The organism is Dactylosporangium sp. NPDC051541 (assembly GCF_044454505.1).
Lineage (GTDB): Bacteria > Actinomycetota > Actinomycetes > Mycobacteriales > Micromonosporaceae > Dactylosporangium.
Genome location: NZ_JBITDU010000003.1, coordinates 78,243 through 104,361, shown reverse-complemented (window position 1 = coordinate 104,361; position 26,119 = coordinate 78,243). Strand labels below are relative to the sequence as shown.

At 72.1% G+C, this 26,119-nt stretch carries 31 protein-coding genes; 21 read left to right on the top strand and 10 right to left on the bottom strand.

Annotated elements, in window-relative coordinates; all coding sequences use genetic code 11:
- Positions 1 to 22: 22 nt before the first annotated feature.
- Complete coding sequence (locus ACIA8L_RS14605) at positions 23 to 1,378, bottom strand: FAD-dependent oxidoreductase (RefSeq protein ID WP_395904424.1); 1,356 nt, start codon at positions 1,376 to 1,378, stop codon at positions 23 to 25.
- A 61-nt stretch (positions 1,379 to 1,439) separates the two neighbouring features.
- Between ACIA8L_RS14605 and ACIA8L_RS14600 the strand changes: the two genes are divergently transcribed.
- The 3 genes from ACIA8L_RS14600 to ACIA8L_RS14590 all read left to right on the top strand — a co-directional run bounded on the left by ACIA8L_RS14600 (position 1,440) and on the right by ACIA8L_RS14590 (position 3,816).
- A complete protein-coding gene (locus ACIA8L_RS14600) occupies positions 1,440 to 2,363 on the top strand; it encodes an LLM class flavin-dependent oxidoreductase (RefSeq protein ID WP_395904423.1) in 924 nt (307 codons plus the stop codon).
- Positions 2,363 to 2,827 (top strand): aminoacyl-tRNA deacylase, encoded by a 465-nt coding sequence (locus ACIA8L_RS14595; RefSeq protein ID WP_395904421.1) that lies wholly within the window; start codon positions 2,363 to 2,365, stop codon positions 2,825 to 2,827. Before ACIA8L_RS14600 ends, ACIA8L_RS14595 begins: the two co-directional genes overlap by 1 nt.
- Before the next feature lie 188 nt (positions 2,828 to 3,015).
- Complete coding sequence (locus tag ACIA8L_RS14590) at positions 3,016 to 3,816, top strand: C40 family peptidase (RefSeq protein WP_395904419.1); 801 nt, start codon at positions 3,016 to 3,018, stop codon at positions 3,814 to 3,816.
- Here ACIA8L_RS14590 and ACIA8L_RS14585 read toward each other — a convergent pair whose 3' ends face one another.
- Positions 3,817 to 4,248, bottom strand: coding sequence for a cupin domain-containing protein (locus tag ACIA8L_RS14585; protein WP_395904417.1), 432 nt, complete (start codon positions 4,246 to 4,248; stop codon positions 3,817 to 3,819). It abuts the gene before it with no gap.
- Between the two features lie 64 nt (positions 4,249 to 4,312).
- On the opposite strand from ACIA8L_RS14585, the gene ACIA8L_RS14580 reads away from it, so the two are divergent.
- Together ACIA8L_RS14580 and ACIA8L_RS14575 are read left to right on the top strand one after the other, a co-directional pair.
- A complete protein-coding gene (locus ACIA8L_RS14580) occupies positions 4,313 to 4,729 on the top strand; it encodes a hypothetical protein (protein WP_395904415.1) in 417 nt (138 codons plus the stop codon).
- Between the two features lie 71 nt (positions 4,730 to 4,800).
- Entirely contained in the window at positions 4,801 to 5,997 is a 1,197-nt protein-coding gene (locus tag ACIA8L_RS14575; protein WP_395904414.1) for a hypothetical protein, read from the top strand.
- 195 nt (positions 5,998 to 6,192) lie between these two features.
- On the opposite strand, the gene ACIA8L_RS14570 is transcribed toward ACIA8L_RS14575, so the two are convergent.
- Entirely contained in the window at positions 6,193 to 6,558 is a 366-nt protein-coding gene (locus ACIA8L_RS14570) for a VOC family protein (protein ID WP_395904412.1), read from the bottom strand.
- Between the two features lie 381 nt (positions 6,559 to 6,939).
- On the opposite strand from ACIA8L_RS14570, the gene ACIA8L_RS14565 reads away from it, so the two are divergent.
- The 3 genes from ACIA8L_RS14565 to ACIA8L_RS14555 all read left to right on the top strand — a co-directional run bounded on the left by ACIA8L_RS14565 (position 6,940) and on the right by ACIA8L_RS14555 (position 9,300).
- A complete protein-coding gene (locus tag ACIA8L_RS14565; RefSeq protein WP_395904410.1) occupies positions 6,940 to 7,149 on the top strand; it encodes a hypothetical protein in 210 nt (69 codons plus the stop codon).
- A 77-nt stretch (positions 7,150 to 7,226) separates the two neighbouring features.
- A complete protein-coding gene (locus ACIA8L_RS14560) occupies positions 7,227 to 7,601 on the top strand; it encodes a hypothetical protein (protein WP_395904408.1) in 375 nt (124 codons plus the stop codon).
- A 115-nt stretch (positions 7,602 to 7,716) separates the two neighbouring features.
- Complete coding sequence (locus tag ACIA8L_RS14555) at positions 7,717 to 9,300, top strand: hypothetical protein (protein ID WP_395904406.1); 1,584 nt, start codon at positions 7,717 to 7,719, stop codon at positions 9,298 to 9,300.
- A 19-nt stretch (positions 9,301 to 9,319) separates the two neighbouring features.
- Here the strand turns inward: ACIA8L_RS14555 and ACIA8L_RS14550 are convergent, their stop codons facing one another.
- Positions 9,320 to 9,787: a hypothetical protein gene (locus ACIA8L_RS14550; protein WP_395904405.1), complete on the bottom strand. Its 468-nt coding sequence runs from the start codon at positions 9,785 to 9,787 to the stop codon at positions 9,320 to 9,322.
- A gap of 81 nt (positions 9,788 to 9,868) precedes the next feature.
- On the opposite strand from ACIA8L_RS14550, the gene sigJ reads away from it, so the two are divergent.
- Positions 9,869 to 10,702, top strand: a complete 834-nt coding sequence (gene sigJ, locus ACIA8L_RS14545) for an RNA polymerase sigma factor SigJ (RefSeq protein WP_395904403.1) — start codon at positions 9,869 to 9,871, stop codon at positions 10,700 to 10,702.
- Between the two features lie 32 nt (positions 10,703 to 10,734).
- Complete coding sequence (locus ACIA8L_RS14540) at positions 10,735 to 12,294, top strand: GMC family oxidoreductase (RefSeq protein WP_395904401.1); 1,560 nt, start codon at positions 10,735 to 10,737, stop codon at positions 12,292 to 12,294.
- 30 nt (positions 12,295 to 12,324) lie between these two features.
- Here the strand turns inward: ACIA8L_RS14540 and ACIA8L_RS14535 are convergent, their stop codons facing one another.
- Positions 12,325 to 12,897, bottom strand: a complete 573-nt coding sequence (locus ACIA8L_RS14535) for a DUF998 domain-containing protein (RefSeq protein WP_395904399.1) — start codon at positions 12,895 to 12,897, stop codon at positions 12,325 to 12,327.
- 63 nt (positions 12,898 to 12,960) lie between these two features.
- Here ACIA8L_RS14535 and ACIA8L_RS14530 point away from each other — a divergent pair, with 63 nt between their 5' ends.
- Genes ACIA8L_RS14530 through ACIA8L_RS14515 form a run of 4 tightly spaced genes read left to right on the top strand, consistent with a single transcriptional unit; the run spans position 12,961 to position 15,167 of the window.
- Positions 12,961 to 13,419 (top strand): MarR family winged helix-turn-helix transcriptional regulator, encoded by a 459-nt coding sequence (locus ACIA8L_RS14530; RefSeq protein ID WP_395904397.1) that lies wholly within the window; start codon positions 12,961 to 12,963, stop codon positions 13,417 to 13,419.
- Entirely contained in the window at positions 13,397 to 13,822 is a 426-nt protein-coding gene (locus tag ACIA8L_RS14525) for an organic hydroperoxide resistance protein (protein WP_395904393.1), read from the top strand. The genes ACIA8L_RS14530 and ACIA8L_RS14525 overlap by 23 nt, the downstream gene beginning before the upstream one ends.
- Positions 13,819 to 14,811, top strand: a complete 993-nt coding sequence (locus ACIA8L_RS14520) for an NADP-dependent oxidoreductase (RefSeq protein WP_395904391.1) — start codon at positions 13,819 to 13,821, stop codon at positions 14,809 to 14,811. The genes ACIA8L_RS14525 and ACIA8L_RS14520 overlap by 4 nt, the downstream gene beginning before the upstream one ends.
- Complete coding sequence (locus tag ACIA8L_RS14515; protein WP_395904389.1) at positions 14,808 to 15,167, top strand: hypothetical protein; 360 nt, start codon at positions 14,808 to 14,810, stop codon at positions 15,165 to 15,167. The genes ACIA8L_RS14520 and ACIA8L_RS14515 overlap by 4 nt, the downstream gene beginning before the upstream one ends.
- A gap of 39 nt (positions 15,168 to 15,206) precedes the next feature.
- On the opposite strand, the gene ACIA8L_RS14510 is transcribed toward ACIA8L_RS14515, so the two are convergent.
- Entirely contained in the window at positions 15,207 to 16,613 is a 1,407-nt protein-coding gene (locus ACIA8L_RS14510; RefSeq protein WP_395904387.1) for a hypothetical protein, read from the bottom strand.
- A gap of 73 nt (positions 16,614 to 16,686) precedes the next feature.
- On the opposite strand from ACIA8L_RS14510, the gene ACIA8L_RS14505 reads away from it, so the two are divergent.
- From ACIA8L_RS14505 to ACIA8L_RS14485, 5 genes are all read left to right on the top strand, one after another.
- The gene (locus ACIA8L_RS14505) at positions 16,687 to 17,241 is read left to right on the top strand and encodes a hypothetical protein (RefSeq protein WP_395904385.1); all 555 of its coding nucleotides are present in this window, start codon (positions 16,687 to 16,689) and stop codon (positions 17,239 to 17,241) included.
- 118 nt (positions 17,242 to 17,359) lie between these two features.
- Complete coding sequence (locus tag ACIA8L_RS14500; protein ID WP_395904384.1) at positions 17,360 to 18,730, top strand: cytochrome ubiquinol oxidase subunit I; 1,371 nt, start codon at positions 17,360 to 17,362, stop codon at positions 18,728 to 18,730.
- Positions 18,730 to 19,764, top strand: coding sequence for a cytochrome d ubiquinol oxidase subunit II (locus ACIA8L_RS14495; protein WP_395904382.1), 1,035 nt, complete (start codon positions 18,730 to 18,732; stop codon positions 19,762 to 19,764). The genes ACIA8L_RS14500 and ACIA8L_RS14495 overlap by 1 nt, the downstream gene beginning before the upstream one ends.
- A 24-nt stretch (positions 19,765 to 19,788) precedes the next feature.
- Complete coding sequence (locus ACIA8L_RS14490; protein WP_395904381.1) at positions 19,789 to 20,793, top strand: hypothetical protein; 1,005 nt, start codon at positions 19,789 to 19,791, stop codon at positions 20,791 to 20,793.
- An 11-nt stretch (positions 20,794 to 20,804) separates the two neighbouring features.
- Complete coding sequence (locus ACIA8L_RS14485; protein WP_395904379.1) at positions 20,805 to 21,977, top strand: MFS transporter; 1,173 nt, start codon at positions 20,805 to 20,807, stop codon at positions 21,975 to 21,977.
- 39 nt (positions 21,978 to 22,016) lie between these two features.
- Here the strand turns inward: ACIA8L_RS14485 and ACIA8L_RS14480 are convergent, their stop codons facing one another.
- Genes ACIA8L_RS14480 through ACIA8L_RS14465 form a run of 4 tightly spaced genes read right to left on the bottom strand, consistent with a single transcriptional unit; the run spans position 22,017 to position 24,687 of the window.
- The gene (locus ACIA8L_RS14480) at positions 22,017 to 22,277 is read right to left on the bottom strand and encodes a DUF4235 domain-containing protein (RefSeq protein WP_395904377.1); all 261 of its coding nucleotides are present in this window, start codon (positions 22,275 to 22,277) and stop codon (positions 22,017 to 22,019) included.
- Positions 22,274 to 22,699, bottom strand: a complete 426-nt coding sequence (locus ACIA8L_RS14475; protein ID WP_395904375.1) for a DUF3618 domain-containing protein — start codon at positions 22,697 to 22,699, stop codon at positions 22,274 to 22,276. Before ACIA8L_RS14475 ends, ACIA8L_RS14480 begins: the two co-directional genes overlap by 4 nt.
- Complete coding sequence (locus ACIA8L_RS14470; protein WP_395904373.1) at positions 22,696 to 23,235, bottom strand: phage holin family protein; 540 nt, start codon at positions 23,233 to 23,235, stop codon at positions 22,696 to 22,698. The genes ACIA8L_RS14475 and ACIA8L_RS14470 overlap by 4 nt, the downstream gene beginning before the upstream one ends.
- A gap of 48 nt (positions 23,236 to 23,283) precedes the next feature.
- Positions 23,284 to 24,687 carry an MFS transporter gene (locus ACIA8L_RS14465; RefSeq protein ID WP_395904371.1) on the bottom strand — a complete coding sequence of 468 codons (1,404 nt, stop codon included), beginning with the start codon at positions 24,685 to 24,687 and terminating at the stop codon, positions 23,284 to 23,286.
- A gap of 60 nt (positions 24,688 to 24,747) precedes the next feature.
- On the opposite strand from ACIA8L_RS14465, the gene ACIA8L_RS14460 reads away from it, so the two are divergent.
- Both ACIA8L_RS14460 and ACIA8L_RS14455 read left to right on the top strand, forming a co-directional pair.
- Positions 24,748 to 25,533, top strand: coding sequence for a TetR/AcrR family transcriptional regulator (locus ACIA8L_RS14460; RefSeq protein WP_395904369.1), 786 nt, complete (start codon positions 24,748 to 24,750; stop codon positions 25,531 to 25,533).
- On the top strand, positions 25,530 to 26,102 hold the full coding sequence (locus ACIA8L_RS14455) for a hypothetical protein (protein WP_395904367.1): 573 nt from the start codon (positions 25,530 to 25,532) through the stop codon (positions 26,100 to 26,102). Before ACIA8L_RS14460 ends, ACIA8L_RS14455 begins: the two co-directional genes overlap by 4 nt.
- Positions 26,103 to 26,119 lie beyond the last annotated feature (17 nt).

Below are 26,119 nucleotides of genomic sequence, written 5' to 3'. Positions count from 1 at the left end.
CCGATCGTCGCACGTCAGGGCTTTAAGCTGCCGTCAAGCGTCGCCTGCCCAACACCCGCCGGGCGATGCGCGGGCGCAGCAGGGCGGTCGGCGGGTCGAGCAGGTTGGTGACCCGGCTGAAGGCGAGGGAGACGACCTCGTCGTGCGCCGCGGTGGCGTAGAGGCGGTCGAGGTACCGGTTGACCATGCGGGTGCCCAGGTCCTTGGGCCCGTCCACGCCCGGGAGCGCCGCGTCCCCGCCGGTGGCGATCTGCCACGGGATGTCGATGATCGGCTTGACCTTCCTGAAGAACCGCAGCGCGTCGAGCTCGCCGTCCTCGAGCAGGGTGCCGAGCGTCACGGCCTCGATGCCGGCGATGGACATGCCCTGGCCGTACATCGGGTTGAACGAGCACATGGCGTCGCCGAGCACCACGAAGCCCTGCGGGAAACGGCGGAGGCGGTCGTACCGGTGCCGCGTGCTCCCCGGGAAGCGGTACTTGACCGCCTCGGCGGCGAGCGGCTCGGACGCCTCGATGATGTCGGACACGTAGGGCAGCGGCAGCCGCTTGGCGTACGCACGGAAGCCCGCGTCGTCCAGCGGCGCGTGGTCGCCGAGGATCCCGAACAGCGTGATGACCGCGCGGCCGCCCTCCTGCAGCATGATGGCGCCCCCGCGCGGGGCCGCGGCCGACGGCCCGACGATGATCGCGATGTCGCCGTCGAGGAGGGCCGGGTCGACGCGGTAGGGGCGGGAGACGTACGCCAGGTCGACCTGCAGCCGCTCCTCCCGGGGCCGCTCGAAGCCCAGCTCGGCCAGCCAGCGGGGCGCGCGGGAGCCCTTCCCGGTGGCGTCGACGACGAGGTCGGCGGTGAGCGTCTCGGGCGGGCCGTCGGCGGACTGGATGCGGGCCCCGATCACCCGCGCCCGCGCGGCGTCCGGCTCGATCCCGACGATGTCGTGCCCGCCGCGCACCGTCACGCCCGGGAGCGCGAACACCTTGGACCGGACCCACGTCTCCAGGTACGGCCGGCTGAACGACACCGCCTCCATGCCCGTCGCGGCCTGCTTCAACCGGTATCCGTTGGCGCAGAACCGCACGTTGCCGAGGACGTCCCCGGTCGGCATCCCGGCCGCGGCCATCTCGTGGGTGGCGCCCGGGAACAGGCCCTCGATGACGTTGAGGCCGGCGGCGAGCAGGCCGTGCGCGTGCCGGCCCTGCGGCACCCCTCGGCGCACCTCCCGTTCGCGTGGGTCCGCGTCCGGGTCGCCGCTCCAGCCGCCGGCCACGTCATCCCGCTCGACGATCGTCACCCGCTCGAAGTGCTCGGTCAGCACCCGCGCGGTGAGCAGGCCCGCCATGCTGCCGCCGAGGACGACGGCGTGTGTTTGCGTCATGCCCGAGCGGCGTTCCATTCCGTGCCACGGTCACCTCGAGTCGGATGGAAGACTGATCCACATGACGAGCTTGGGTGCCGTGTTTCTGCCGCAGCTGCCGCCGGAGCGGCTGCGGGCCGTCGTGACCGCCGCCGACGCGGCCGGCCTGGAGGAGCTGTGGCTGTGGGAGGACTGCTTCCTGGAGGGCGGCCTCACCACCGCGGCCGCGGCCCTGGCCTGGAGCGACAGTCAGGCGACACAGGCCTCGTCGGCGGAGACGCAGTCGGCCGGCGGCGGGTCGCTCAGGGTCGGGGTCGGGCTACTGCCGGTCCCGCTGCGCAACGTCGCGGTGGCCGCGATGGAGACGGCGACGCTGTTCCGGATGTTCCCGGGCCGCCCGGTGATCACCGTCGGGCACGGGGTGCAGGACTGGATGGGGCAGGTCGGCGCGCGGGTGGAGTCGCCGCTGACGCTGCTGCGGGAGTACACCCTGGCCCTGCGCGCACTGCTGGCCGGTGAGCGGGTCTCCACCGAGGGCCGCTACGTCCGCCTCGACGGGGTGGCCCTGGACTGGCCGCCGCCCGCGCCCGCGCCGATCCTGGTCGGGGCGATGGGCCCGAAGAGCATCCGCCTGTCGGGCGAGGTGGCCGACGGCACGTTGCTCACCGCCGGCACTGATGTGGCGGGGGTACGGCGTGCGCGTGCGCTGATCGACGAGGGCCGGACGGCCGCGGGCCGCACCGGCGCGCACGAACTCGTCGTGTACCTGCACTGCGCGACCGGGCCGGACGCGTCCGCGCGGCTGGAGGCCGAGCGGACCCGCTGGGGCTACACCGCGGAGGCCGACGTGATGGCCGGCGGTGACGAGCACGCCGTCGCCGCGCGGGTGCACGAGTGGGCGGAGGCCGGCGCCGACCGCGTGATCCTGCAGCCCACGCCCGACGATCCGGATCCAGAGGGGTTTGTACGGTTCGTCAGTGAACGCGTCCGCCCGCTGGTGCCGTGATGACGAGTCCCGCGGTGGAGGCGGTGGCGGCCAGCGGCATCGAGTATCGCGTCGTCGAGCACGGCCCCGTGAGCAGCCTGGCCGAGGCGGCCGCGGTCCGCGGCGTCGAGATCGCCGACATCGTCAAGACCATCGTGGTCCGCGTCGCTGCCGGGGACTACCGCTTCGTCCTGGTCCCGGGCGGCCGGGTCATCTCCTGGCCGAAGCTGCGGGCCCTGCTCGGCGTGGCCCGCATGTCGATGCCGGACGCGGCGACGGCCAAGGCGGCGACCGGCTATGAACGGGGCACGATCACGCCGTTCGGGAGTACCACGGCGTGGCCGGTGATCGCCGACGAACGCATCCGCGGCCGCGAGATCAGCCTGGGCGGCGGCCGTCACGGCGTGGCCCTGGCCGTGCAGGCCGATTCGGTCATCGAGGTCCTGCGGGCGACGGTCGCGGACATCTCGGAACCCGGTGATTGACGGACGCTTTCCGGACCGATGAACCTGCGCCGATGTGGGTATTTTTCGGCAAATGCCCGACATATCGCAGCGAGCGGTTCTAGTTTGGCTCTCGGCAAGGTGATCATTGCCCGGGTTTTTCCGAACCGGTGCGGCGACGGGTGCATTGCCCTTCGCCGCACCGGGATTGCAATGCGGAAAGAGCGCACGTGTGCCCCGGGCCGAACGGGGAGCCACATCTGTCCAGCAATGACATACGCCGCAACCTCTCCGCGGCCACGACCGTCTGCACCATCGCCTGCACCGTCCTCGCCGGTGCCTTCATGAGCGGCAACACCACCCACGCCGCCCCGCCCGCCGTGGTGACCAACACCACAACAACCGCGGCCGACGCCATCCCGGACCGCCTCCTGGAACTGCGGGGCGTCACCCGGGGCATCCCACAGCCGCCGGCCCCGCCACCGCCGGTCGCCGCCCCGCCACCGGCCGCCGCGCCCGCGCCGCCGGCCGCCCGGGCCGAGTCGACCCGGGCCACCCGCGACCGCACCCGGGCCTCGCGCTCGTCGACGCGGACGCAACGCGGCGTCCGGCCGCAGTCGGGCCGGCCGCCGACCCGCAAACCGGCCCGTCCGCGCGCGGCGAGCCCCGCTCCGGTCGGCGCCGGCTACTCCGGCGACTCGAACGGTGTCGTCGGGTTCGCGATGGCGCAGGTCGGCAAGGGGTACTCCTTCGGCTCGACCGGGCCCAACGTGTACGACTGCTCGGGCCTGGTCTTCGCCGCCTTTCGCCGCCTGGGGATCTCGCTGCCGCGCTCCACGGGCGGGCTGGCCGGCATGGGCCGCCCGGTGTCGCGGGGCGAGCTGCAGCCCGGTGACCTGGTCTTCCCGTCCTCAGGGCACGTGGGCATCTACATCGGCGGCGGGCGCATCGTCCACGCTTCCACCGAGCGGGGCGGGGTGAAGATCTCGCCGATCTACGCGTTCCGCTTCGCCCGTCGGGTCTTGAACTGACTAGTTCTCCAGACGGAAATCCTGGAAGTCGAAGCCCGGGGCGACCACGCAGCTGACCAGGACGGGCTGGTCGGCGGCGGGGGCGGCGGCCTGCCAGACGCCGCCGGGGATCAGGACCTGCGGGTGCTGACCCCCGGCGACGTCGGCGCCGAGGACGACCTCGGTGGGGTCGGGGCCCGGGCGGTCGCCGGAGCCGCCGAGGCGCAGCGTCAGCGGGCCGCCGGAGTGCCAGAACCAGAGCTCGTCGGAGCGGACCAGGTGCCAGGCCGACGCCTCGCCCGGGTGGAGCAGGAAGTAGATCGCGGTGGCGGCGCTGCGCGGACCGTCGTAGCCGGGCGGGTCGAAGGTGTGCGGGGAGCGCCAGGTCTCGCGATACCAGCCGCCCTCGGGGTGCGGCCGCATGTCCAGCTGCTCGGCCAACTGCGGTCTCATGGGGGGTACCGTATCCGGCCTTTCGCCTGGTGTGGCCCGACCCCGGGTTTGCGATGCTGGGCGCGTGAGACTGCAAACGCGCACCGGGGCCTACGTCGAGCTACGAGCGATCAAGGCGGCCGACCAGCCGCTGATCGTCGAGGGGGCCGTCGACGCGCTCGACGGGCGGGCCTGGCGGTTCCGGGCGCCGGCGTTGACCGCGGAGGAGGCCAAGCGGCTCGGGGACTGGCTGCTCAAGGCGGCCAAGGGGCGCATCGAGCTGCAGGAGCGGCTGTCGTTCGCGGACCTGTCGTTCACGATCGACGAGCACGAACCCGGTGAGCCCCGCCTCATCGTCGGCTTCTCCCGCGCGACCGCGCCCGGCTGGCTGGGCAGTGAACAGGCGGTGACGTTCGACTACCCGGTGACGCTGGACCTGACCACCGAGGCCCTGGAAGCGGCGGCCGTGGACTGGGAGCGCGAGGTCAGACGCCGGCGCTGAGACCCTCGCGCCGCCGTTGAGGCCCTCGCGCCGCGGCCGGGGCCCCTTGCGGGGCGGGCTACCATCGCCGAATGCGAAAGCGGTTCGGGGCGATTCTGCTGGTGGCGGTGCTCGGGCTCGCCGGTTGCGGCGAGGGCGAGGCGCTGCCGGCCGATCCCGGGGACCACCTGCCGGTCGCTTCCGACCTGCCGTCGGCGTCGGGGTCGGAGGACCCGGGCGGCACCGGGGGCGTGGGGGCGGCACCGGGAGCATCCAGTACCGGCCAAGCTGCTCAGTCTTTCGCTTTTGGCAATCCGGACGGGCACGCCGCGATCCCGGCCGAGGCGAAGGCCGAGAGCGTCGCCTCGCCGACCTGGGTCATCGGCGACGGCACCCCGGCCAGCTGCACGTCGGAGCGCTTCGTCGCGGCCGTGTCCCAAGGCGGGACGATCACGTTCAACTGCGGCCCCAGCCCGCTGACGATCGTGGTCAAGGAGACCGCCAAGATCCGCAACCGCTCACCCAAGGTTGTCATCGACGGCGGCGGCAAGGTCACGCTGAGCGGTGAGGGCAAGCGGCGCATCCTGTACCAGAACACGTGCGACAAGGCCCTGGAGTGGACCACCGACCACTGCCAGGACCAGGCGACCCCGGCCCTGACCGTGCAGAACATCGTCCTCGCCGACGGCAACTCGACCGGCGACAAGACCGAGGGCGGAGGCGGAGGCGCGATCTTCGTGCGCGGCGGCCGCTTCAAGGCCGTCAACGCCAAGTTCGTCCGCAACCGCTGCGACGACAACGGACCCGACCTGGGCGGCGCGGCGGTGCGGGTCCTGAGCCAGTACCAGAACAAGCCCGTCTACATCGTCGGGAGCACCTTCGGCGGGGCGTCCGGCCAGGGCGGGGTCTGCGCCAACGGCGGGGCGCTGTCCAGCATCCAGGTGTCGTGGGTGGTGCTCAACAGCGTGTTCTCCTACAACTCGGCCGTCGGCAAGGGCGCCAACCCGGCCCGCGCGGGGACACCGGGCGGCGGCAGCGGCGGCGCGATCTACTGCGACGGCGACAACTTCACCGTCAAACTGGCCGGCACCCTCGTCGAGCAGAACAAGGCCAACGAGGGCGGCGGCGCGGTCTTCTTCGTCAGCAACGACCGCACCGGCACCATGTCCATCGAGAGCTCGACGCTGCGCAAGAACCCGAGCGCGGGCTTCGAGACGGACGGCTTCCCGGGCATCTTCTTCCTGGGCGCCAAGCCACCGTCCGTCTCGGGCTCCTCCCTCACCAAGTAACCCACGGGCGCTCGTCTTGCCGGTCCCCGATAAGTCGGGCGCTTCGCGCCGCGACTTATCGGATTTATCCGTCGTCGGGCGATATGTCGGTTTCACGCGGGCAAAACGCGCCAGCGCCCGCAGAACGGGTGGCCGGCAGGGCCAAGCGCTACGCGCGCAAGCAGGCGCAGCACGAGTGGCCGGCAGGGCCAAGCGCTACGCGCGCAAGCAGGCGCAGAACGGGTGGCCGGCGGGGTCCAGCAGCACCGTGTAGCGGTCCGCGCCCGGCTGGAACTCCGGCTTCGTCGCGCCGAGCTTGAGCGCGCGCTCCTCGGCGTCGGCCAGGTCGTCGACGTAGAAGTCGAGGTGGAACTGCTTCGGCGTGGGGCCCTCGGGCCAGGTCGGGGCCGCGTAGCCGGGGAGCTGCCCGAAGCCGATCGAGGTGGTGCCGTCGCCGATCATGGCGTACTCGTCCTGGCTGTGCGTCACGTCCCAGCCCAGGATCTCGCTGTAGAAGGTGGCCAGCACCGGCGGCTCGGCGCAGTCGATGTTGACCATGATGAGGCTCGCGAATCCAGTCATGAGCCTCATCCTGGCCGCAATTCCTGACACCGAGTGTCAGGAACTCCTGGATGTTGTTGATGATGGCCATCGAGGTCTCGTGCTGCATCGCCATCATGTCGGAGACCGCGGCGGCGTCGTAGTAGCCGCCGGTGGGCTCGACGCCGCTCGCCACGTCGCCGTCCAGGTTGCCGCCCTCGCCGTTGTAGTCCGGCTCGCTCGCGTAGTCCGGGTCGGCGGCGGCGGCGTCGGTCAGGTCGGTGACCTCGCCGGTGGCCGGGTCGTACAGCTGCTCGTAGAAGCCGTCGCCGTCACTGTCCAGAGAGCCAGGTCACGCGCGAAGTTTGCCGCGACCGTCCCCGGGGGTATCAATCCGTCGATCTCATTGACTAGGAGGCAGCTGTGGGCCGGGGTTCCTCGATCGGCGGCATCATCATCGTCATCTGGCTGATCATCGGCATCATCGCGGCCGGCCAGCGTGGCTACTTCGACAGCGACGAAGCAAACTGTGCGAAGGCCGGCACCATCGCGGTCACCATCATCGCGGGCCCGCTGAACTACCTCGGGGTCAACCCGAAGATCAACTGCGAGCTCCCGCAGCCGTCCAAGTAAGTATCGACTACCGTCGTTCGACGATCCTCGCGCCCCGCGTTCAGCCAGCTCACAGCATTGGGAGCTAATGTTCCGGGATGGATGAGTTCGAGGCGCGCAGGGTCGTCGACGCGCTCCGCCAACGCGGCGTGCCGGCGCATCTGGAGATGGCGAAAGCCGGCCTGTCGCAGTTCGGGGTGCGAGTCCAGCTCTTCGACGGCCGCCTGGCCATCTGGGACACCGACGGCACCGCGGGCCTGGAAGCCCAGGTCATGCGCGACGGCATCCTGGTCGGCTTCGTCCCGATGATCGAGGGCTCCGAGCACTTCACGGAGGCCCAGGTCGTGGACGCGATCGCCAGGACCGACTACGACCGCCCGATAGCCCGGCAACGCGCGACGGCCCCACCGGCCGCCGCCCCCCTGCCGCAAGAGGGCGGCTTCTTCCGCCGCTTCCGCAACGGCTTCCGCTGACGTCACGCTGGCCGCGGGGTGAGCCGCGAGACGGTCGGCCACATGGAAGCGGGAGCCAGAGGGACTGGACTGGCCAGCCGTCTGGACTCCCGTGTATGTGGCTAGGATAACACGCGTGGTTGTGGCCGGGGGGTTCGATCAACACGTCGTGCAGCGCATGCTCGAGATGTGCCATCCCGCCACCCCGTGGTGGCGGCGGCTCTGGCAGCCGGGAACGGTCCTGCTGGCGCGGGAGTTGCTGGAGGTCAGCGATTCCTCGAAAGCAGCGGGTGAGCACGCCCGCGACACGTTGCTCGTCCAGCTTCGCGAACGCGCTATGCGCGACCCTGGTTGCGGCCCGGCGGTCCAGCGCTCAACTGTGCGCGATCTGCTGCCGTCGAAGTCATCCTCGATCGTCAAGCCCGGTCATGGCTGGGCACTACTCGAGCAATATACGGCCGGTCTGGCCGCGGGCTACCTCGCCAACTGGGCCGACTGTCTGCGCCCGGGAAGTTCGCCGCCCGCCGTATCGGCCGAGCAGGCCGCTCGCCTCCTGGTAGCACATCTTCTGGATGAAGGCTGCAGCGAGAAGTTCGTGCACCGCTGGCTGACGTATCACGCCAAACACAACGCAACCGCCTACACGTTGAGCGACCTTGTGGACCTGCTCGCGGCACGCGTCTCGAAGCCTGCCTCCGACATCGAGGTTCTGGTGCCGCTCGCCGCCGGGACGGAGCTGCCTCGGCCGACCCCTGACGGCTGGCTGACCGGCGCGCAGGCACGTCAATGGCGTGCGACGAACATCCCGGATGCCGTTCCCGCACGGCAATACGGCGCACTGCTGTTCAGAGTGGCCGCGCAGGACATCTATGCGGCCGCCGACGTCGTCCGTGATCGCGTCTCCGCCCTCGTCGACCGGTTCAGCTTCACTCCCGGAAGGCAGCTGGTGGTCGGCCCGGAGATATGGCTCAAGGGTGTGCGCGATCCGGAGCCGATGCACGGCAGCGTGCGGCGGGTCGAAGTGCTTTCGATCGAACGGCAGGAGATGCTCTGGAGCCACAGCATCTCCCCAGAGATCGATGCGGCCCTGGAGCTGATGGCACCGCTGCAGCGAGGCCCCGCGCCCTCGGCGATCACCGGGGCCTGGGCGGCCATCGAAGGACTCCTGCTCGGCCCCGGCGATCAGGGCAAACACATCGCGGCCGAGCGGATCGCGCTCATCGTCGGGTGTGCTCTGGTGCGCGCGGAGATGACGAGCATCGCTTGGGCACATGAGCGAAGCGGCACCGACCAGCTCGCGGCCGACATTCGTGCCGCCGGCAAGAACAAGGAGCGGGCACGCCTCACCATCGCGGCCGTCGCCGCCGGGTCGCCGCTCGTGCTGACGCGGCACGAGGATCGCAACGCGTTGTCCAGGGTTGGCAACCTGGTTCAAGATCCGCACAACTTCGTGGTGGGCGTGACGCGATGCCTGCAGCGCACGTTCATTGCGCTGTACCGCCAGCGCAATGCTCTGGCTCACGCCGGGGGCACCGACGGGGTCGCGCTCCGGTCGACGCTGTCCCGGGCGGCTCCGCTCGTCTCGGCGGGGGTGGACCGGATCGTCGATGCGGCGGCGAAGGAGGGCCTCCGGCCCCTGGAGCTCGCGGCGCGGGCCCGGCTCCGCCTGGACGCCTTGCGGGGCAGGCCGCCGGCCGAGGCCGTCCATCTGCTCGGGTAGCCGGCCCGCCGGCGGGCCGTCAGTCGTTGATCTCGGCTCGTTCGATCTCGGTGAAGGCCTTCGCCAGCAGGGCGGCGAAGTCGCGGGTGGCCAGGAGGTCGGCGATGAGCAGCGGGGCGTGCTCGGCCAGGGCGCGCGGCGGGATCGGGGCGTCCTCGTCGGTCTCGTGGATGCCCAGGGCGCCCACCAGCAGGACGACCATCACCTGCGGGTCCACGTCGCGCCAGGTGGCGGCCGTGCGGACGGCGTGTTCGAGGGCGGCGCGGATGTCGTCGCCGTCCAGGCCGTCGGGGTGGCGGTCCTCCAGGAGGGTGCGGACCACGGCGCCCAGGACTCGGCCCGTCTGGACCGGGTCCAGGGCGGCCAGGCGCTCGGCCGCGTCCTCGTATGCCGCGGCGTCCTGCGACCGGGCGGCCTCCACGGCGTCCACGGCGGCGACGGCGATCGCGCGGGCGGCGGGCGGGAGGTGGCGCCAGGTCGTGGTCATGTCGCTGACCCTAGACAACGGCGTGGTCAAGGCCACAGCCGGGATTGTCACGTCCGGAGTGTCGGAGCCATCGTGCAGGTTGTGAGCGCATTTGAAGAGTCGCGGCCGATGCTGTTCGGGCTGGCGTACCGAATGCTCGGGAGCGTCCACGACGCCGAGGACGTGCTGCAGGAGGCCTACCTGCGGTGGAGTGCCGGCGACCGGGGGGACGTCGCGGAGCCGCGGCGCTATCTCACGCGCATCGTGACCCGGCTCGCGCTCGACAGCTTGCACAAACAACAGATGCGGCGGGAGTCGTACGTCGGGACGTGGCTACCGGAGCCCGTGTCCACGGAACCGTCGCCGTTCGGGGCGGTCGACACCTCCGACCTCTCGATCGCGGTGCTGCACCTCATGGAGCGCCTGACGCCGCCCCAGCGGGCCGTGTACGTGCTGAAGACCGCGTTCGCGGTGCCGTACCCGGAAATCGGGCAGATTCTGGAGCGGTCAACCGAGGACTGCCGGCAGCTGTATCACCGCGCGGTCGCGGCGCTCGCGGGCAAGGCGCGGTTCAGCACCGACCCGGGGGAGCTGGCCCGGGTCCTCGACGGGTTCCTGGCGGCGGCGCGGCGCGGCGACCTCCGGCAGCTCGAGCGGCTCCTGCACGAGGACGTCGTGGTGTGGAGCGACGGCGGCGGGCGCGCCCGCGCGGCCCGCAAGCCGATCCTGGGGCGGGACAGGACGATCCGGTTCTTCGCCGCGATCGCCGGGCGGCCGCTCACCGACACGCCGGCGGACATCAACGGGCAGCCGGCGCTGCTGATCGACGGGCGGGTGCGGTACACCCTCAGCATCGCCTTGATCGACGGCCGGATCGCGGGCATCTTCATGGTGTCGAACCCGGAAAAACATCAGGGCATTGACGGGCACTGCTGACGGCGTATGGTCGGCAGCGAGGAGGCGCCGCCATGCCTGCTGCAACCATCGCGCCCGACAGCGCGGACTACGTCATCGTCGGAGCCGGTCCGGCCGGATGCGTGCTGGCCAACCGCCTGTCCGCGGCCCCGGGCAACCGGGTGGTGCTGCTGGAGGCCGGCGGGCCGGACCGGGCCCGGGAGATCCGCATCCCGGCCGCGTTCAGCAAGCTGTTCACCACCGCCTACGACTGGAACTTCCGGACCGCGCCGCAGCCCCAGCTGGCCGGCCGGGAGCTGTTCTGGCCGCGCGGCAAGACCCTCGGCGGCTCCACGTCGATCAACGCGCAGATGTGGATCCGCGGCTGCGCGGCCGACTACGACGGCTGGGGCGTCCCCGGCTGGTCCTACGCCGACGTCCAGCCCTACTTCGAGCGGATCACGCACCCGGGCGGCCCGCTGCGCATCGAGCAGCTGCGCAGCCCCTCACCGATCACGGCCGCGTTCCTGGCCGCGTGCGCGGAGGCGGGCATCCGCGCGACGAGCGACCTCAACGGCCCCGACAACAGCGGCTGCTCCCCCACCCCGGTCACGCAGCGGCGCGGGGTGCGGCACAGCGCGGCCGACGCCTACCTGCGCCCGGCCCTGCGCCGCGCCAACCTGACGGTCGTCACCGGCGCCACCGTCGACCGCCTGCGCCTGTCCGGCCCCGGCGCGACGAAACGGGTCACGGGCGTTACCTACCGAGCATCCGACGGTACCGTCAGAGAGCTGACCGCCCAGCGCGAAGTACTCCTGTGCGCGGGCGCGATCGGCTCCCCCCACATCCTGCAGCTCTCCGGCATCGGCGACCCCGACCGCCTCCGCGCCGCCGGCATAGCGCCCGTCGTGGAGCTCCCCAGCGTCGGCTCCGGCCTGCAGGACCACCTCAGCGCCGGCGTCGTCGTCACCTGCCCCCAGCCGATCACGATGGTCGCCGCCGAGTCGCTCGGCAACGTGGCCCGCTACCTGCTGGCCCGCACCGGCATGCTGTCGTCCAACGTGGCCGAGGCCGTGGCCTTCGTCTCCCGCGACGGCGGCGCCCCCGACATCGAGCTGATCTTCGCCCCGGTCCCGTTCATCGAACACGGCCAGGTCGACCCGCCCGGCCACGGCCTGACCATCGGCGCCGTCCTCCTGCAGCCCGAGAGCCGCGGCACCGTCACGCCGGCCAGCGCCAACCCGTCCGAGCCCCCGACGATCGAACCCGGCTACCTGACCGACCCCCGTGACCTCGAGACCCTGATGTGGGGCCTGCGCCAGGCCGAACAGCTGGCGTCGACGACGGCGATGAAGCCGTACGTGGGCGAGCCGATGGCCCCGTATTCCGGCCCCGCGGACGACGCCGCCCTGGCCGACTCGATCCGCCAGCACTCCGAAACCCTGTACCACCCGGTCGGCACCTGCCGCATGGGCGACGACCCGTCATCCGTCGTCGACCCGGAGCTCAACGTCCGCGGCGTGACCGGCTTGCGCGTCGTGGACGCCTCGGTCATGCCCCGCATCAACCGCGGCCACACGATGGCCCCCGTCTATATGATCGCCGAAAAGGCCGCCGCCCTCATCACGCGCTAATTCCGGTAACCAAGTAATTCGGTCGGCGGCTCATCGCGGGTGGCGGCGTAGCAGGAGGACGGTTGCCAGGGGCCAGACCGCCTGGGCGCCCGCGGCCAGGCGCTCCGCCAGGCCGATCAGGGTGCCGGTGCCCAGGGCCAGGGTGAAGAGCAGGACGAGGGCGGCCAGGACCAGCGCGGCCGGGACCATCACGGTCGCGGGTGGCCGGACCGGGCCGGCGCCGGCCTGGCGCCAGAGCGCCGGCCACAGGGCCAGGCCGGCGAAGGCGATCGTGGCCGCGGCCTGATGAGGGCCCGAGGTGCCGGAGGCGGGCAGCGGGAAGGCGGCGACCAGGAGCGTCGCGGCGCCGCCCACGCCGAGCATGACTCGGGCCGGGAGGGCGATCGGGCGCAGGCCGCGCGCGGTGACGAGGTGGCAGAGGCCCACGCCCAGCAGCGCGAGGGTCATGATCCAGCGGTGGTCGGCGTTGTCCGCGGCCAGGGCGCTGATGGTCTCGTGCCGAGAGTCGAAACCGTCCCGCTGCACGGCGGCCGCCCAGGTCCAGCCGCCGATGAGCAGGAGGGGGGCGGCGGCTGAGGACCACAGGGAGTACCGACGCGGCATCTGTTGTTTGTATCGCAGTTTTTTTATGTCGTGCGCGATCTAATCGTGCGATATGCTTCACGGGTGGATGTGCTCCCACTCGACCGGCAGGTTTGTTTCGCGCTGTACACCGCCACCCGCACGGTGACCGCGCGCTACCGGCCGCTGCTCGACGAGCTCGGGCTGACCTACCCGCAGTACCTTGTGCTACTCGCCCTCTGGGAGCGCGACGAACGGACCGTGAAGGACCTCGGCGCGGCGCTGCGGCTGGACTCCAGCACGCTCTCGCCGCTGCTGAAGCGCCTCGAGGCGACCGGGCTCGTCGCGCGGGAGCGACGCACCGACGACGAGCGCTCGGTCACCGTGCGCCTCACCACCCAGGGCGAGGCACTGCGCGGCCCCGCCTCCGACGTGCCCGCGCGCCTGCTCTGCGACGGCGGGCTGGACATCAGCGAGCTCGAGGAGCTCCGCGACACCCTCGTGCGGCTCACCGCCGCACTCCAGCGACAGGGAGAAATCGATGCAGGTGCTGTACACGGCTGAGGTCAACGCCACCGGCGACGGCCGCAACGGCCACGTCACCAGCTCCGACGGGATCCTCGACTTCGACGTCCGCACCCCCAAGGAGATGGGCGGCGCCGGCGCGGCGACCAACCCCGAGCAGCTCTTCGCGGCCGGCTACGCGGCCTGCTTCCACAGCGCCCTGCGCAGCGTGGCCCGCCGGCAGAACACGCTGCCCCTGGTCGAGGGCTCCGAGGTCCAGGCCCGCGTCGGCATCGGGCCGAACGGGGCCGGCGGGTTCGGCCTCGAGGTCTGGCTCACGGTGAGCCTCCCGGCCGCCGACGCCGACGCCGCCCAGCAGCTCGCGGACACGGCCCACCAGGTCTGCCCCTACTCCAACGCGACCCGCGGCAACATCGCGGTCCACATCGAGGTCGCCGCGTGAACCGGGTCTGGCACCTGGCCGCGCGGCCCAACGGGTTCCCCTCGGCCTCCGACTTCGAGCTGCGCACCGAGGAGGTGCCGGTCCCGGCGGCCGGGCAGGTCCTCGTGCGCAACGAGGTGATGTCCGTCGACCCGGCCATGCGCGGGCGGATGAACGACGTCAAGTCGTACGTGGCGCCGTTCCAGCTCGGGGCGCCGCTCGACGGCGGCGCGGTCGGGACCGTCGTCGCCTCCGAAGACCCGTCGGTCAAGGTCGGCGACAGCGTGCTGCACGGGCTCGGGTGGCGGGAGTACGCGCTGCTGGCCGCCTCCCACGTCCGGGTCGTCGACACCGCGGCCGCGCCGGCCTCCGCCTACCTCGGAGTGCTCGGGATGCCGGGCCTCACCGCCTACGCGGGCCTCCTCGACGTCGCGCGCATGAAGCCGGAAGAGACCGTGTTCGTCTCCGGCGCGGCCGGCGCGGTCGGCTCGCTCGTCGGGCAGATCGCCCGCCTGCGCGGGGCCCGGCTGGTGATCGGCTCGGCCGGGTCGGCGTCCAAAGTGGACTACCTGACCTCGGAGCTCGGCTTCGACGCCGCCTTCAACTACCGCGACGGTGACATCCGCGGCAACCTCAAGCGCCTCGCCCCCGACGGCATCGACGTCTACTTCGACAACGTCGGCGGGGAGCAGCTGGAAGAGGCGCTGTTCCGGATGAACCTGCACGGGCGCATCGCGATCTGCGGGGCGATCTCGCAGTACAACACCCCCGACGCCAAGGGGATCCGCAACCTGAGCCTGCTGATCAGCAAGCGGCTGACCATGCAGGGCTTCCTCGTGCTCGACCACTGGTCGCGCAAGGAGGCCTTCATGGAAGAGATGGCGCAGTGGCTCCGCGAGGACAAGATCCAGGTGGCGGAGACGTTCGCCGACGGCATCGACAACGCCGTGGACGCCTTCCTGGGCATGCTCAAGGGGGCCAACCTCGGCAAGATGATCGTGCGGTTGTGACCGCTCGGTCGGCGCTCACGCTGGCCGCCCTTCTGGGGGCGGCCGGTGTCGCGCACTTCGCGCGGCCGCGGCCGTTCGACGCGATCGTGCCCCGGTCGCTGCCCGGCCGCGCCCGCGCGTACACGTACGTCAGCGGGGCTTGTGAGCTCGGGCTGGCTGCCGGGCTGGTCCACCCGCGGACCCGGCGCGCGGCCGCCCTCGCCGCGGCCGGATTCTTCGTCGCCGTGTTCCCGGCCAACGTGCGGATGGCGATCGACTGGCGAAACGCCGCGCCCGCGCGCCGCGCGGTCGCGTGGGCCCGCCTGCCGCTCCAGGTGCCGCTCGTGTGGTGGGCTCTGCGGGCCGCCCGTCGCTGACGCCGCCGGCATTGCCGCGCCGCGTGAGCACCGGTGGCGTCAAGCCGGCCCGATCGGCAGGTGCAGCTGGAACGCCACCTCGGTGTAGTGGATCGCCGGCGGGGGCAGCGCCTGCAGCTGCCGCTCCAGCACGACCAGCAGCTCCCGCGGCGGCGCGACCGGCCGGGCCATGATGCGGACCTTGACCGGCCGGTTGGGGGCCAGCCGAAACTCGACCATCAGCTCCTCGGTGTGGTGCCGGACACCGGCGAACAGCCCTTCCACGACGCGCCGGGCCCGGTCCAGGAAGTCGCTGAGCTCAGCCGGGGTGGTGGCCTGCCGCAGCTGCTCCTCCGAAGTCAGCAGCACGATCCGCCCGTGGGGCGGCGAGGCGGGCGCGGGCGCGGCGGACGACGCGGCCATGGTCGTGGCCGCCGGTACCCCGGACAGCATCGTCGGCGGCAAGGCGTTGACGTCGTCGAGTGAGGACGCCTCCGCGCCCACCCGGAACGCGAGCGAGCGGACCGCGCCCTCCGGCAACCCGATCTCCACGGGGCGGCCGGCCTCCACCGCCTGCAGGAGACGGGCGTGCATGGCGCCGGTCAGCAGTACCGCGAAACCGTCTTCGACCTGACGGGCGGTCGGCTGCCCGTCGCCCCGCACGATCAGCAGGAAGTTGCAGGCGAGCCGGGTCGCCCGTTCGCCGCCGGGCGCCACGATCGCGGCCGGCCCCGACTGCCCCGGCGACCACACGTACGTCTTGGGCGTGCCGGCCAGGCCCGGCAGGTAGGCGCAGACCTCGGGCGCCTCCCGCATGGCCTCGCGCAGCGCCGGCAGCTCGTCGGGCGCGACGGAGAGCTCCAGCCGCTCGCCGTCGTGCACGACGTGCAGGAACGGCAGGTTGTACGCGGGCGCCCGGGACAGCATCGTCGACGCCCGGAACTCGGCGTCGTCCAGCACCGGCACCCGGCCGGGGCGGAACCACCACGGGTGCGGGTAGTACCGCTCCTGCGCGCCGAGCAGCGCCAGGACGCGCGCGTGGCCGAAGCGCTGCACCACCGCGGTCTCCCCGGCCAGCAGCGGCAGCGCGATCAGCGGGGGCCGCGCGAGCTCCACAGTGGACGGCAGGGCGGCCGGCGGGTCGGCGTAGACGAAGCCGGTGACGCGCTCGTCGATGTCCACGCCGGGGCGGCCGAAGACGCTGACGTCGCCCGCGTCGACCAGGCGGCCCTCGGCGGCGAAGCGGTGCACCGTGCGGGCCATGGTGAGCGGGAAGCCGGGCGCGGGCGCGCCGGTGCGGGCGACCGCGAAGACCATCTCGCGCTGGCCGTGCCGCTCCAGGCCGTCGGTCGTGTACAGCAACGCGGGCAGCATGCCGGAGGCCGTGCGGATGCCACCCTCGTCGATGGCGACCGACAGCTCGCCGGGGATGAGGACCTCCCGGCCGACGGGTAACGCGGAGCCCACGGGGCCGATCATCGCACCCGGGCGCAACACAACCGTATTTCCAAAACAAGCCGACAGGGCGACGATGAACCCCATGCGCGTGGGTGTGATGCGGATGACATCGGAGCCGCCGCCGGGCTACGTTGCGTTCGTCGGCCGTCACCTGGAGCCGCTGCGGCGGGACTCGTCGCGGGTCGTCGGCGGCGACGAGGACGCCGACTACCTTTACGTCGACGTGCTCACCGACGTCGCCACCCGCTGGCCCTGGCTGGAGCTGCAGCGGACCCGGCTGGGGCAGGCCGGCGCGGCCGAAGACTACCTGGACCGCACGTTCCACCGCCGGTCGGAGCGCTATTACGCGGCCGAGGACGCCGAGCACCTCGAGGACGAGCGGCAGATCACGGTCACGCCGGAGGGCTACGGGCAGCGGCGCGCCGTGCAGCGGTACGTGTCCACCGCGGTCCGGCTGGCCCCGCTGATCACGCCCAAGAGGCCCCGCACCTTCATCGCCGGCCCGGCGTCGGAGGCCGCGATCGCCTGGTGGCACGCGTACGAGAACATCCGCCGCCGACGTTTCGTATATGTCGGATTTGCAGTATTGCTCGCCCTGCTGGCGCTCGCCCAGTTCAGCGCGGCGCCGGAAATGTAGGCATGGTACGTGTAGCCATGCTACGCGTAGAAACCGTGAAAACCGACCGAACGTGGGCAACGCCGCTTTCGCGCGCACCGACGGGCATGGACGATCCGGCCGGGGATAGAACGGGCTGGTGGAACCGTTGACTTTCCTCGCGGAGGCGGCCACACCCGGCGACTTCGCCGCCGCCCGCACCCAGATGGCCCTGTCCCTGGGCTGGCACATCATCATCGCGAGCTTCGGCGTCGCCATGCCCGCGATCACCCTGTTCATGGAGTGGCGGGGATACCGCACCGGCCTGGTCGAGTACAAGATCCTCGCCCGGCGCTGGGCCCGGGCCATGGGCGTCCTCTTCGCCGTCGGAGCCGTCTCCGGCACCATCCTCAGCTTCGAGATGGGCCTGCTCTGGCCCGGCCTGATGGGCACCTACGGCCAGGTCATCGGCCTTCCGTTCACCCTCGAGGGCTTCGCGTTCTTCGTCGAGGCCATCTTCCTCGGCATCTACCTCTACGGCTGGGACCGGCTCTCCCCCCGGGTCCACCTCTGGTCGGCGGTGCCGATCCTCATCGCCGGCGTCGTCGGCACGTTCTGCGTGGTCAGCGCGAACGCCTGGATGAACCAGCCCAAGGGCTTCGACCTCGTCGACGGCAAGATCACCGGGGTCGACCCGCTCGGCGCGATGTTCAACCGCGCGACCGGGCCGCAGTCGGTGCACATGCTCGTGGCCGCGTTCATGGTGACCGGGTTCTGCATGGCCTCCGTCTACGCGGTCGGCATGCTGCGCGGGCGCGTGGACAAGTACCACCGGCTCGGCTTCCTGGTGCCGTTCACGGTGGCCGCGGTCATGGCCCCGGTCCAGGTCGGCGTGGGTGACTGGGCCGCGCACTTCGTCGCCGACTACCAGCCGGTCAAGCTGGCCGCGATGGAGGGCCTCTACGCGACCGAGCGCGGCGCGCCGCTGCACCTCGGCGGGGTCGCGGTCGACGGGGAGCTGCGCTACGCCATCGAGATCCCCAACGGCCTGTCCCTGCTGGCCCACTGGGACCCCGACGCCGAGATCCGCGGCCTCGACACCGTCCCGCCCGACCAGCGCCCGCCGGTCAACGTCGTCCACGTGTCGTTCCAGCTCATGGTCGGGGCCGGCTTCGCCATGCTCGGCGTCGCCGCGCTGTTCGGCTTCATCTGGTGGCGCAAGCGGGGCTGGCTGACCAACACGTGGTTCCTGCGCGCGGCCGCGCTGTGCGGCCCCGCCGCCGTCCTGGCCCTCGAGGCCGGCTGGACCACGACCGAGACCGGCCGCCAGCCGTGGGTCGTCTACGGGGTCCTGCGCACGCACGACGCCGTGAACACCGCGCCCGGCCTGCGGACCGGTCTTTACGTGCTCCTCCTGGTGTACTGCCTGCTGACCGTCGCCACCGTGTACGTCCTGCGCCGCCTGGCCAGGGACCGGCCGGTGCCGACCGCGCCGCAGGAGGCCGACGTCGACACGTTCCCGGTGCCGTGATGACGGCCGCCGACGCGCTCCTCGGCGTGCTCTTCGCCGCCGTCACCGCCTACGCCCTCTTCGGCGGGGCCGACTTCGGCGCCGGGTTCTGGGACCTCTTCGCCGGCCGCGCCCGCGCGGGCATGCCCCAACGCAAACTCATCGAGCACGCGATCGGCCCGGTGTGGGAGGCCAACCACGTCTGGCTGATCTTCGCCGTGGTGCTGCTCTGGACCGGTTTCCCGGCCGTGTTCGCGGGCGTGGCCGCGACGATGTACATCCCGCTCACGTGCGCCGCGCTGGGCATCATCGGCCGCGGCGCCGGCTTCGCCTTCCGCAAGACCAGCGACACCCTCGGCCGCCAGCGGATCTTCGGGGCGTTGTTCGCGTTCTCGTCGGTCGTCACGCCGTTCTTCTTCGGCGCGGTCGCGGGCGGCGTCGCGTCCGGGCGGGTGCCGCCGTGGACCGCCGGCCGCGGCGATCTGCTCACGGCGTGGTGGAACCCGACCTCGGTCGCCACGGGTGCGCTCGCAGTCACCGTGTGCGCATATCTCGCCGCGGTCTTCCTGTGTCAGGACGCCAAGAACCATGAGCCCGATCTGGTACCGCATGTGCGTCGCCGAGCACTGTGGGCCGGAGCCGGAGCCGGGGTGCTGGCCGCGGTGGGCCTGGTCACCGTGGAGCTGGACGCCGGATGGCTCGCCGAGCGCCTCACGCGGCCGGTGCCGGCGGCGCTGGTCGTGGTCTCGGCGCTGTCCGGGCTGGCCTCGATCGGCCTGCTGGCGGCGGGCCGCTACGTCGCCGTGCGGGTCACCGCCGGCCTGGCCGTCGCGGCCGTGCTGTGGGGGTGGGCGGCGGCGCAGTACCCCTATCTGCTGCCACCGGCGACGACCGTCGCGGGCACGGCGGCGACCCCGGCCGTGATGCGCGCCACCCTCTGGGCCGTCCTGGCGGGTGCCGTCATTCTGACACCGTCGCTCTGGTGGCTATTTCGCCTGTTTCAAAGGCCTATGCGGGATTCGTCCGGCCGTCCGGCGGGCGGCGATCGTTCGTGAATGCTGCTAGTGTCCGCCAAAGCTATGAGTGACGTGCGGAGGTTCAAGCGCTGGAGCGCGGCGGCAGCTGTCGTCGCGGCTCTCGGCGTCGGCCTGCTCGCGGTGCCGGCCACGCCCGCATGGGCCGCCGACCCGCTGGAGCTCAAGGCCGACAACAACGTCCAGGGCAAGGCCGGCGACAAGGTCCAGCTGCGCTTCAGCGTGAAGAACAATGCGAAGCAGCCGGCCAACATCGTCGTCGGCGTCCAGGCCCCGGGCAACGTGGTCATGGAGGCCGGCGACAACCCCGGCTGCACCATCGGCGGGGGCGGCCGCGCGGCCACCTGCCGGGGCAGCGGCCCGCTCGAGCCGGGCAAGACGGCGAGCGGTGCGATCGTCATGACCATCAAGACCGCCGGCCAGGCGGCCGGCCGGATCGGCGTGCAGGGCGGCAACACCGAGAACTTCGCGGTGCGCTCGACCGGCGGCCCGAGCCCGTCGGCCACGAAGTCGGCCAAGCCGACGAAGACCTCGTCGCTGTCCGCCTCCGACGCGCCGTCGATCGACGGCAGCGCCGCGTTCGCCCCGCCGGCGGCCGACGGGGGCGTCAACCTCCAGCCGACCTCCGAGCCCGCGACCAGCCGGACCAGCGGCAGCAGCGGGCTGAGCATGGGCGTGTGGGTCGGCATCGTCGCGATCGTCGGCGCGCTCGGCCTGATCGGCAGCCTCTTCTACTTCCGCCGCAAGGACCGCAACGAGCCGGACACGGGCATGCACCCGATCGTCCCCGCTCCGGCCGGCGGCTTCCCGGCGTACAACCCCCCGCCGTCCGCGCCGACCATGTACGGCAACCCGCAGCCGACGACCTACGGCAACCCGGCCGCCGCCACCCAGATGATCAACCCCAACTTCAGCGGCGCCCCCGGCAACCAGGACTTCGGCGGCTCTCCGGGTGGCCCCCAACCGAGCGGCCCGACGCAGGTGATCCAGCCCAACGGCCCGGCGGGCAGCGACCAGACCGTCATCTTCCGCCGCCCCGACGAATACTGACCCGCTCCCCCGTGCACCGGGCCGCGCTGGGCACGGCCGTGGTGTTCACCGCGAGCGGCGCCGTGGTGGGCGCCTGGATCTCGAGAATCCCAGCGGTGGTCGAGACCTTGGAGCTCACCACCGGCGAGCTGGGCCGGGCCCTCCTGGCCCTGGGCATAGGCTCCCTGATCTCGATGCCGGTGACCGGCTACGCCTGCCGTCGCCTGGGCAGCCGCACGTGGGTGGCCGCCACCGCGCTGGTCTCCGCCGCCGCCCTGACCGCCTGCGGCCTGGCCACGAGTGTGTGGACGCTGTCGGCCGCGTTGTTCGTGCTGGGCCTGTCCTACGGCTCGTGGGATGTGGCCATGAACGTGCAGGGCGCCTACGTGGACCGCCAGGCCGCCCGCGAGTGGATGCCGAGGTACCACGCCTGCTGGAGCCTGGGCTCGATAGCCGGCACCGCGGCGGGCGCCGCCGCCGCCAGATTCGGCACGGCGGTGGCCCCCCACTTGGCGATAGCCGCGCTGGTCTCCCTGACCGCGGCCTGGACCGGCCTACTGTCCTACTTGGACGAACGCACGACACCAGGCGTCCCGCAGACCACCTCGGCCCCGAGCCGGCGCCCGACACGAGCGATCCTGACGATCGGCCTCATCACATTCTGCGCCACGGTCGCCGAGGGCGCCGCCGGCGACTGGCTGGCGCTGTACCTGAACACGGCCCGCGACTTCTCCCAGTCCGCCGCCGCGCTGGCCTACACGGTCTTCGCGACAGCCATGACGGCCGGCCGCTTCCTGGGCAGCACAGCGGTGGCCTACCTGGGCCGGGCGACAGCGGTCCGAGGCGCCGCCGTCCTGGGCTTGGCCGGCGTGACAACCACGGTCCTGTCCCCCTGGCCGGCGCTGACGTACACGGGTTCCCTCCTGTGGGCCGTCGGCATCTGCCTGGTATTCCCAGCCGCGGTGAGCGCCGCCGCCGAAACCCCGAACCCGGCCGAGGCGATAGCCGCGGTCACCGCCATAGGCTACGGCTCGATCCTGGTCGGCCCCCCGCTGATCGGTGCCCTGGCCGACCGGACCGGCCTGGCCCCGGCCCTACTCCTCCTAGCGGTCCTACCCACCGCGATATTCGCCCTGGCCCCCGTCCTACGCCCCCAACCCCACCCCGCCCAAACCCCGACCCCCACGGCGGGACCTGGGCTTTGACGTCGCCCAGGTCCCTTGTGGAGGCTCGTTTCCGCAGCTTCAGTCGGGCCAGTCGCCGGTCAGGCGGCGGACTCCGGCGGCGCCGCCTCGGTCTATCGCGGCCTTCACGACGGCGAAGATGGCGCCCTGCAGCGCGGCGGCGGCCAGGACCTCGCCCCAGCCGTACTCCTGGGACGTGGCCTCGGGGGCTTCCGGTTCGCCCGACAGACGTTTCCACACCTGTTTGAAGACCACACCGGCCGCGATGCCGCCGGCCACGCTGAAGGCGATGCTGAACGGCTTGTAGAGAATCTTGTTCACATGTCGTCCTGGTGGCTGCGGTAGCCGATCACGCCGGCCAGGACCAGCAGGGCGGAGCCTACGATCCAGGGGGCCGGGTGTTCGCGGGCCGAGTCGAGCAGGCGGCGCATGGCTGTCTGCATCGTGGTCTTCGGGTTGGTGCGCAGCTCACGGCCGGCGTAGGCGGCGTTGACGGCCACCTGACCGGCGCCCTCGCGCATGCGGAGTTTCGCGGCCTCCACCGACGAGTGCACGCGTTCCTTCGCGTTCTCGACCGTCGTGTGCACGGCCTCCTGGGCGCGGGCTTTCACGTCGGCCTTCGCGGCCAGCGCCTCGACCGTTTCGCCCAGGCCGGCCCGCGTGCGTTTGATCTCGGCGCGCAGGGCTTCCGGGGTGGTCGGGGTGTGGCCGTTGGAGCTGTGCTGCGAGTCCGTCGCGGTCATCGGGTGCTCCCGTTGTGGCCGTTGTGGTTGTGGTGCTTCAGCGACGCTGACACCGTGTCGACGTCGGCCTTCACGTTGGCGACGGTCTCCTGCGGCATCGCCGGGACGGCCCGCTTGACCTGGCCCTTGCCCAGCAACGCGAGGACGCCGGCCACCGCGAACAGCACGACGCCGACGATCAGCGCGGCCAGCCAGGCCGGCATCACGGCGGCCAGGCCGATGATGAGCGCGGCCAGCAGGGCGCCGACGCCGTAGAGCGCCACGACCCCGGCCCCGCCGAACATGCCGACGCCGAGGCCGGCCCGCTTGCCCTTCTCGGTGAGCTCGATCTGGGCCAGTTTCAGCTCGTCGCGGACCAGCGTGGAGACCTGCTCGGCGGCGAGCTTCACGAGCTCGGCGGTCGAAGCGGTCGAGGCGGCGGAAGCGCTCGATGTGGTGAACGCGGTCGAAGTGGTGGAGGCGGTCGAGGCCGCGGAGCGGTCGGGTGTAGGCAACGCCGGCGCCGCGGCCGGGCGGTTACTCAAGGTGGACGTCATGGTTTCTCCTCTCGCCCGTATCCACCTTGTGCCCAGGCTGCGGCGGGGCTAACCCGCAACAAGTTCCGCTTGCGCACCAGCGGGCTCGGGAGCCTCTTGCCTCGCCCTGGCCGGCAGCAGGAAGCACAGGGCGGCCGCCACGACCAGCAGGGCCAGCTCGAGCCACAGGACGCGGTCCAGCGAGCCCCAGGAGAAGTACGCGGTGCCGAGGCAGGCCACGCCCATCGCACCGCCGATCTGCTGGGCGGCGGTCAGCGTGCCGGAGGCGGAGCCGACCTCGTGCTCGTCGACGGCCGCCAGGACCAGGTCGAAGTACGGGGTCATCGAGGCGCCCATGCCGACGCCGAGGACCAGCAGCGCCGGCAGCATCGACCACGGACCCTGGAAGGCGAGGAACAGCCCGGCGCCGAGGGCGATGACCGCGGTGCCGCCGACGAGGACCTTCCTACCGCCGAAGCGGGCGTTGAGGCTGTAGGCGGCGACCGCGCCCAGGGCGGTGCCGAGGGCCCACGGCGCCTGGGTGAGGCCGGCGCGACGCGGGCTGAAACCGAGACCCAGCTGGAGGTACACGCTGAGTATGAGTGACAGCCCCATCATCCCGGCGAACAGGATGAGCCCGACCACCAGCCCGGCATTGAACCGCCGCTTGGCCAGCAGGGACGGCTCGACGAGGGGGCTGCGGCCGGCCCGGACGCGGCGGCGCTCGTAGCGGGTGAAGAGCCACAGGCCCGGCAGCGACGCGGCCATCGCGGCCCAGCACCACCACGGCCAGCCCAGCTCGCGGCCCTGCACGAGCGGGTAGACGAGCAGCAGCAGGGCGGTGGCCAGGAGGGCGGTGCCGGGGAGGTCCAGGCGCAGGGCGGGGTCGCGGCCGGCGGTTCGAGGCAGTACCAATGCCGCTGCGAACAATGCGGCCAGGCCGACCGGCAGGTTGATGAGGAAGATGGCGCGCCACCCGGTGCCGAACAGGTCGGCGTCCACGAGCACCCCGGCCAGGATCGGGCCGCCGACGGCGGACAGGCCCATCACGGGGCCGAACGCGCCGAACGCGGCGCCGAGCTTGTCGGGCGGGAACGCGGCCTTGATCAGGCCGAGGCCCTGCGGGATGAGCACCGCCCCGCAGAGGCCCTGCAGCACCCGGAACGCGACCAGCCAGGCCGGGCCGGGCGCGACCGCGCAGAGCAGCGACATGAGGGTGAAGCCGGCCGCGCCGGCCAGGAACATGGGGCGGCGGCCGAAGATGTCGCCGAGGCGGCCGCCGGTGACGAGGCCGATGGCGAAGGCCAGGGTGTAGCCGGCCGCGAGCCACTGCAGGAACGCGGTGCCGCCGCCGAGGTCGGTCCGGATCGACGGGCCCGCGATCGCGATGACCGTGGCGTCGAGGAGGTCCATGATCTCGGCGGCGAGCACGATGGCGAGCACCCACCAGTACGAACGCTGTTCGGTTTTCACGAACACCGTTCTACGCGCGAACACTGTTCGTGTCAAGGCGGAGGTCAGTAGTATGTCGAGGTGCCGTCTGCCGCCATCCCCGCCCCACCGTGGCGGGCGCCGAAGAAAGCTCCGGCCGACCGCCAGCCCCTGAGCGCGGAGGCGGTGCTGCGCACGGCCCTGCGCCTGGTCGACCGAGACGGGCTCGACGCGGTGAGCATGCGGCGGGTGGCGCACGAGCTGGGCACCGGGCCGGCGTCGCTCTACGTGTACTTCGCCAACAAGGACGAACTGCTGGAGCAGCTCCTCGACCGGGTCGTCGGCGAGATCCCGCTGCCCCGCGCGGACGCGCCCGACTGGCGGGCCGAGGTCAAGGCCAGCTGCTTCGCCAGCCGCAACGTCTTCGTCGCCCATCGCGACCTGGTCCGGGTGGCCCGGGCCAACATCCCGACCGGGCCCAACTCGCTGCGTTATACCGAAGCGATGCTGGCGGTGCTGCGGGGGGCCGGTATTCCGGACCGGATCTGTGCGTGGAGCATGGATCAGATGTCGATGGTCATCGTCGCCGACTCCCTGGAGCAGGCCGTCCACGCCGACCTGGGCCGGCAGTCCGAGGCCGACGCCGAGCCCTACCTGCACCAGGTCCGCGACTACCTCGCGAGCCTCCCCGCCGACGAGTTCCCCAATCTGGTCGCCCTGGCCCCGACGATGATCGAGGGCAGTGGCGACGAGCGCTTCGCGTTCGCCCTCGACCTGATGCTCGACGGCCTGGCCCGCCACGCCCGGGCCGGGGGCGAAGACGGCCCGGCCCGCCACGCCCGCGCCCGACCGGGCACGGAAACACCGTCGACCGGCGGTGCGGCATGACCGCGATCGTGGGCCTGGTGCACCAGGGGACCGTGTACATCGGCGGCGACAGCGCGGGCGCCTCGGGCTGGAGCCTGACCGTCCGGGCCGACTCGAAGGTGTTCCACAACAACGGGTACCTCTTCGGCTTCACCACGTCCTTCCGCATGGGGCAGTTGATCCGTTACTCGCTGAAGCCCCCGAAACCCGTCGGCGACATCGAGCGCTTCATGGCGACCCGGTTCATCGACGCGGTCCGCGAATGCCTGAAGGCCGGCGGCTGGGCCCGCCGCGACAGCGAGCGCGAGGAGGGCGGCACGTTCCTGGTCGGGGTCAAGGGCCGGCTGTTCACGGTGCACGATGACTACCAGGTGGCCGAGGCGGCCGACGGCTACGCGGCGGTCGGTGTGGGCGACGAGATCGCGCTCGGCGCCCTGTTCGCGACCGCGCAGTCGCGGATGGCGCCGCAGCGGCGGGTGGAGACGGCGCTGCGGGCGGCCGAGCGGTTCAGCGCCGGGGTCCGCGGGCCGTTCGTGTGCCTGTCCCAGCCGCCCGGTGTCGTCGCGAGCTCCGGAAAGCTTTCGATGTGAACTATTGCCGTACCGTG

Coding starts and splice junctions, on each gene's coding strand:
- ACIA8L_RS14605 (WP_395904424.1), bottom strand. CDS start 1,378: ATGACGCAAACACACGCCGTCGTCCTCGGCGGCAGCATGGCGGGCCTG.
- ACIA8L_RS14600 (WP_395904423.1), top strand. CDS start 1,440: ATGACGAGCTTGGGTGCCGTGTTTCTGCCGCAGCTGCCGCCGGAGCGG.
- ACIA8L_RS14595 (WP_395904421.1), top strand. CDS start 2,363: ATGACGAGTCCCGCGGTGGAGGCGGTGGCGGCCAGCGGCATCGAGTAT.
- ACIA8L_RS14585 (WP_395904417.1), bottom strand. CDS start 4,248: ATGAGACCGCAGTTGGCCGAGCAGCTGGACATGCGGCCGCACCCCGAG.
- ACIA8L_RS14575 (WP_395904414.1), top strand. CDS start 4,801: ATGCGAAAGCGGTTCGGGGCGATTCTGCTGGTGGCGGTGCTCGGGCTC.
- ACIA8L_RS14570 (WP_395904412.1), bottom strand. CDS start 6,558: ATGACTGGATTCGCGAGCCTCATCATGGTCAACATCGACTGCGCCGAG.
- ACIA8L_RS14560 (WP_395904408.1), top strand. CDS start 7,227: ATGGATGAGTTCGAGGCGCGCAGGGTCGTCGACGCGCTCCGCCAACGC.
- ACIA8L_RS14550 (WP_395904405.1), bottom strand. CDS start 9,787: ATGACCACGACCTGGCGCCACCTCCCGCCCGCCGCCCGCGCGATCGCC.
- ACIA8L_RS14540 (WP_395904401.1), top strand. CDS start 10,735: ATGCCTGCTGCAACCATCGCGCCCGACAGCGCGGACTACGTCATCGTC.
- ACIA8L_RS14535 (WP_395904399.1), bottom strand. CDS start 12,897: ATGCCGCGTCGGTACTCCCTGTGGTCCTCAGCCGCCGCCCCCCTCCTG.
- ACIA8L_RS14525 (WP_395904393.1), top strand. CDS start 13,397: ATGCAGGTGCTGTACACGGCTGAGGTCAACGCCACCGGCGACGGCCGC.
- ACIA8L_RS14505 (WP_395904385.1), top strand. CDS start 16,687: ATGCGCGTGGGTGTGATGCGGATGACATCGGAGCCGCCGCCGGGCTAC.
- ACIA8L_RS14495 (WP_395904382.1), top strand. CDS start 18,730: ATGACGGCCGCCGACGCGCTCCTCGGCGTGCTCTTCGCCGCCGTCACC.
- ACIA8L_RS14490 (WP_395904381.1), top strand. CDS start 19,789: ATGAGTGACGTGCGGAGGTTCAAGCGCTGGAGCGCGGCGGCAGCTGTC.
- ACIA8L_RS14475 (WP_395904375.1), bottom strand. CDS start 22,699: ATGACCGCGACGGACTCGCAGCACAGCTCCAACGGCCACACCCCGACC.
- ACIA8L_RS14470 (WP_395904373.1), bottom strand. CDS start 23,235: ATGACGTCCACCTTGAGTAACCGCCCGGCCGCGGCGCCGGCGTTGCCT.
- ACIA8L_RS14455 (WP_395904367.1), top strand. CDS start 25,530: ATGACCGCGATCGTGGGCCTGGTGCACCAGGGGACCGTGTACATCGGC.